5 protein-coding genes are annotated in these 4,542 nt (G+C 48.3%); 4 read left to right on the top strand and 1 reads right to left on the bottom strand.

From position 1 onward, the window contains the following. Positions 1–675: enolase C-terminal domain-like protein (locus tag ACTF7Q_RS10180; protein ID WP_438997725.1), on the bottom strand; the 675-nt coding region annotated here is incomplete at its 3' end. 173 nt (positions 676–848) lie between these two features. On the opposite strand from ACTF7Q_RS10180, the gene ACTF7Q_RS10175 reads away from it, so the two are divergent. From ACTF7Q_RS10175 to ACTF7Q_RS10160, 4 genes are all read left to right on the top strand, one after another. Further along, positions 849–1,907 (top strand): ABC transporter substrate-binding protein, encoded by a 1,059-nt coding sequence (locus ACTF7Q_RS10175; RefSeq protein ID WP_438997724.1) that lies wholly within the window; start codon positions 849–851, stop codon positions 1,905–1,907. Positions 1,908–2,025: 118 nt separating this feature from the next. Continuing rightward, positions 2,026–3,108 (top strand): ABC transporter ATP-binding protein, encoded by a 1,083-nt coding sequence (locus tag ACTF7Q_RS10170; protein ID WP_438997723.1) that lies wholly within the window; start codon positions 2,026–2,028, stop codon positions 3,106–3,108. Next, the gene (locus ACTF7Q_RS10165; RefSeq protein ID WP_438997722.1) at positions 3,108–3,995 is read left to right on the top strand and encodes an ABC transporter permease; all 888 of its coding nucleotides are present in this window, start codon (positions 3,108–3,110) and stop codon (positions 3,993–3,995) included. The genes ACTF7Q_RS10170 and ACTF7Q_RS10165 overlap by 1 nt, the downstream gene beginning before the upstream one ends. A 2-nt stretch (positions 3,996–3,997) precedes the next feature. Continuing rightward, the coding region (locus tag ACTF7Q_RS10160; protein WP_438997721.1) for an ABC transporter permease at positions 3,998–4,542 on the top strand (545 nt) is incomplete at its 3' end.

The following is a 4,542-nucleotide window of genomic DNA, read 5'->3' as shown; positions in this document are numbered from 1 at the left end:
ACAAGGCTCTTCATAATGGGTGATGCCATGATCCTCTAGCATATGCCCAACCTCGATCGCGCGCGCGACACCGAAACAGCTATTGGCATCGACCATTGTGACAATGCCGTCACCCAGCGCCGCGGTCACCGTCGGGATAATCTCTTCGGTGCGACCAGGCCATTCATCGATCCCACGCCCACACTCGGCACCCACACGGAATTTGAACGCGTCAAAGCCCTTATCATCACGAAGCTGGCAAAAACGCGCGGCTTCATCGGCCGGCGTAATATCGCGTTTCATCGATGACGCATAGGCACGAAGCGTGCCAGATTGCCCACCAATCAGCGCGGTCACGGGCAATTCTGCCGCCTGTGCCACCAGATCCCACAGCGCCGTATCAAGCCCGGCCAGCGCCCGATAAATATAAGAGCCGGGAAACTTATGCTCGCGTTCGGTCACCAATGCGGCCAGATCGGCAAAAATGGCCTGGGCATCGCCTGTATCATCGTCATGATGCGCCCCCGCAATCGATTGGCCAAGCACCCAAGGCGCAACCTGCCGGTGAAATATCTGCGCGGTGATATCAGCATGATAGGTGGACATCTGCCCGATACCGCTTTTCCCGTCATCAGTTGTAACTTTGACAAAACTGACATGGCGTGAGGTGAATGTTTCAAGTTTCTGGATATTCATTTTTTATATAAAATCTTTCTAATGTAGAGCTGTCACACAAAGTTGGCAGGCTTCATAAAAAAATTACGATAATCTAATTTTCGGACACAGAAAAGTTTGACTAGTTTGAAATCATTGTGCAACCTCTATCAGAATTTAATTCCAAATTGTTAAATGACCTCAAGGGGGAAATAATGAAAAAATCGTTTAAATTAAAAACACTTGCTGTCACTGCAGCGGTTGCAAGCGTGATGAGCGTCTCGACAGCCAGTTTTGCAGATGAACTTAGAATCGTATCTTGGGGTGGTGCCTATCAAAAAGGTCAGTCAGTTGGCATTTTTCAGCCTGCGGCCAAAGCTATGGGCATTACAGTCAAAGAAGATACCTATGGCGGTATTTCTGACGTGAAATTGATGGTCAAATCAGGCGCGGATAAATTCGATATCTTTTCAAGCGGTGCTGGTGGCTGTGCCTCCGGTGGTGCCGAAGGCATTCTGGAAAAGCTTGATTATTCGGTAATCGATGTCAGTAACCATTTGCCTGGCATGTATAGTGATTATTGTGCTGGTGCCGATATTTTCTCGGTTGTGGCAGCATGGAATACCGATACCTATGGTGATAACGGACCACGTAGCTGGGCCGATTTCTTCGATGTAGAAAAATTCCCAGGCACTCGCGCTATGCGCGCTAAAATGGACGCCCAGCTTGAAGCAGCTTTGCTTGCTGATGGCGTTGCCATGGAAGATGTCTATACCGTGCTTGATAGCGAAGAAGGTATCGATCGCGCGCTCGACAAGATCCGTTCAATCAAGGATCACATTGCTGTCTGGTGGACATCTGGTGCCCAGCATGCCCAGCTGATGAAAGATGGCGAAGTCGATATGACAACTGGCTGGAATGGTCGTTTTGACGTGGCCAAGCTTGACGGTGCAAAGGTTGCTTATGACTGGAAAAGTGGCATCATGGACTGGGAAGGCTATGGCATTCCAAAAGGCGCCAAGAACAAGGATCTGGCAATGAAATATATTGCCGAGATGATGAAGCCTGAATATATGGCCGAATTTTCCAAATACATCACCTATGGCCCGACCAATAAAAAGGTCTATGAGCTTAACCTGATGGAAGATTCACGCGCACGTCAGATGCCAAGTCACCCTGACAATGCCAAGCATCAGCTGACATTAAAGACCGAGTGGTATGCCAAATGGCGCACAATCGCTGCGGAAAAATATACTGAAATGATGACTGAATAGTCGGTCAATATCATAGGCTAGGGCTGGAGGGTATGCACCCTCCAGCTATTTAGCAAACCTAGCTTGCAAAAACGATTCACCATTATTGATCCCACCATTAATTGATTAAGTCATAATTATGAAAAACAGTTCATTAAATATTTCCATCACAAATATCACCAAAAAATATGGCGACTTTTTTGCCTTGAATGACGTTAGTCTTAATGTCACATCGGGTGAGTTTCTAACCTTATTGGGGCCTTCGGGATCTGGCAAAACGACCTTGCTGATGGTGCTGGCTGGCTTTACCAGCCCCGATCATGGCAGTGTCAAATTTGGCGATGAAGAAGTCGTGCTAAAGCCGCCACATTTGCGCGGTATCGGCATGGTGTTCCAGAATTATGCCCTATTCCCGCATATGAATGTCGAACAGAATGTCGGCTATCCACAGAAATTACGCGGCGTCAGTGCGGCTGAGACCAAAACCAGTGTTGATGAAGCCTTGGCGACGGTAAAGCTTGACGGTCTTGGGCATCGCCGCGTTGACGAATTATCAGGTGGCCAGCGCCAGCGCGTTGCCTTGGCCCGGGCGATTGTTTTCAAACCCCAGATTCTGCTGATGGATGAGCCGCTATCTGCGCTTGATAAGAAACTGCGCGAAGAAATGCAAATCGAACTCCGCCAGCTTCACGACAGCCTCAACATGACGACAGTATATGTGACGCATGACCAGAAAGAAGCCTTGACGATGTCGGATCGCATCGCCGTTATCAATGACGGCCAGCTCCAGCAGCTAGGTAGCCCGAATGACATCTATCAGAAACCGAACAACGCCTTTATTGCTGACTTTATCGGTGAATCCAGCCTTGTTCCCGTAACGGTCAAGAATAAAAAAGCCGTGCTTGGCAAAGCCGAGGTTCTGGTCAATCACAAAGTCGAAAAGGATGGTGATTTTCTGCTGGTGATCCGGCCGGAAAAACTTTTCCTATCTAGCAAAAAGGAAAAAGGCACAAATTATTTCAAGGGCATTGTCAAGGATTCGATCTTTCAGGGTGATAGCCAGTTGCTCGTGATTACCTTAGATCAGGCCACCTATGGTGGACAAACATTACAGATGCGGATCCAGAATGGCACCGATTTGAAACAGGACGTGCCAGGCATTGGCGAAACCATCGATGTTGGTCTGCGCCTGGCCGATAGCTATTTTGTGGAAACCGCATAATGTCGGGCGTTACAGAACATCTGAACGAAGCCAACCTGCGGAAACTAGCCAGCCGTGAACGTTACACCTTTTTTGGATTGACTGTGCCCTATCTGCTGATGGTTGGGGCATTGATCATCATTCCAATCGGATGGCTGTTCTATCTGTCATTAATTGGGCGCGATGGCACATTATCTTTTGAAAACTATTCCCGGATGATCGAAAGCAAGGCCTATATCCGTATTTTCATCACCACCTTTAAGATCAGCTTTCTGACCACCCTCATTTGCGCGCTTATTGGCTATCCGCTGGCTTATTTCATGTCGCAATTATCCAACCGCTGGGCCAATATCTGCATGATTGGCGTGCTGATTCCTTTCTGGACCAGCCTCTTGGTGCGTACCTATGCGTGGCTGGTATTGTTGCAGAAAAAGGGACTGGTGAATAATCTAGCCGTTGATCTGGGATTGATCGCCGAACCAATAAAATTTGTGCATAACACGTCAGGCACCTTGATCGGGATGGTGCATATCATGCTGCCATTCTTAATCCTACCGCTTTATGCGAATATGCGGGCGATTGACAAGGATTGTATGAAAGCAGCGTCTAGTCTGGGCGCCACACCTACACGTGCCTTCTGGACAGTGTTTTTCCCGATGAGCATCCCCGGATTGCTGGCCGGGTTGCTGATTGTCTTTGTTCTGTGTCTTGGCTTCTATGTCACCCCGGCAGTGCTTGGCGGTGGCCGGGTGATTATGGCCGCGATGAAAATTTCCAGCAATATCGAGCTCTATTTCAGCTGGGGTGCGGCCAGTGCGCTGGGCGTTGTTCTGCTAGTGGTGACAATGTTGATCCTGTATCTGGCGTCAAAGCTGATCTCGGTTGATCAGCTAGGTCAAAGGAGCTGAGTATGATGGGATTTTTCAACAAAGATGTGTCCGAAACACAGATCAAACTCAAAGACCGGCTTTGGCTCTATATCTTTTCGATACTGGTTCTGTTCCTACTGATTGTGCCTTCCTTGATCGTTATCCCGATGTCTTTTTCGGAAAGCCAGTATCTCGAATTTCCACCTAAGAGTTTTTCTCTGCGCTGGTACGAGAATTACTTTTTCTCATGGAAAGTGGAAAATGGCTTTAATGACTGGATGGCCGCCACATGGACCTCGATCAAAGTTGCTATTCTGACGATCTTGGTGGCAACACCGATCGGCACGATGGCGGCTTATGGGCTGATCAACAGCAATAGCAGACTCCGCAGTATTCTGTTTCCGATCATGATTTCGCCGATGATGGTACCGGTTATTCTGGTGGCTATCGGCCTGTTCTATTTCTTTGTTCAGTTCAAGATGGTCAACAGCATCCCTGGGCTGGTGCTGGGGCATTCGCTGGTGGCGATGCCGCTGGTGCTGATTATCATTCTGTCAGCTTTGAAAAATTATGACATGAATCAGGA

Source organism: Puniceispirillum sp. (SeqCode), assembly GCF_965657105.1.
Taxonomy (GTDB): Bacteria; Pseudomonadota; Alphaproteobacteria; order Puniceispirillales; family Puniceispirillaceae; genus Puniceispirillum.
This window is presented reverse-complemented; position numbering and strand designations above follow the sequence as displayed.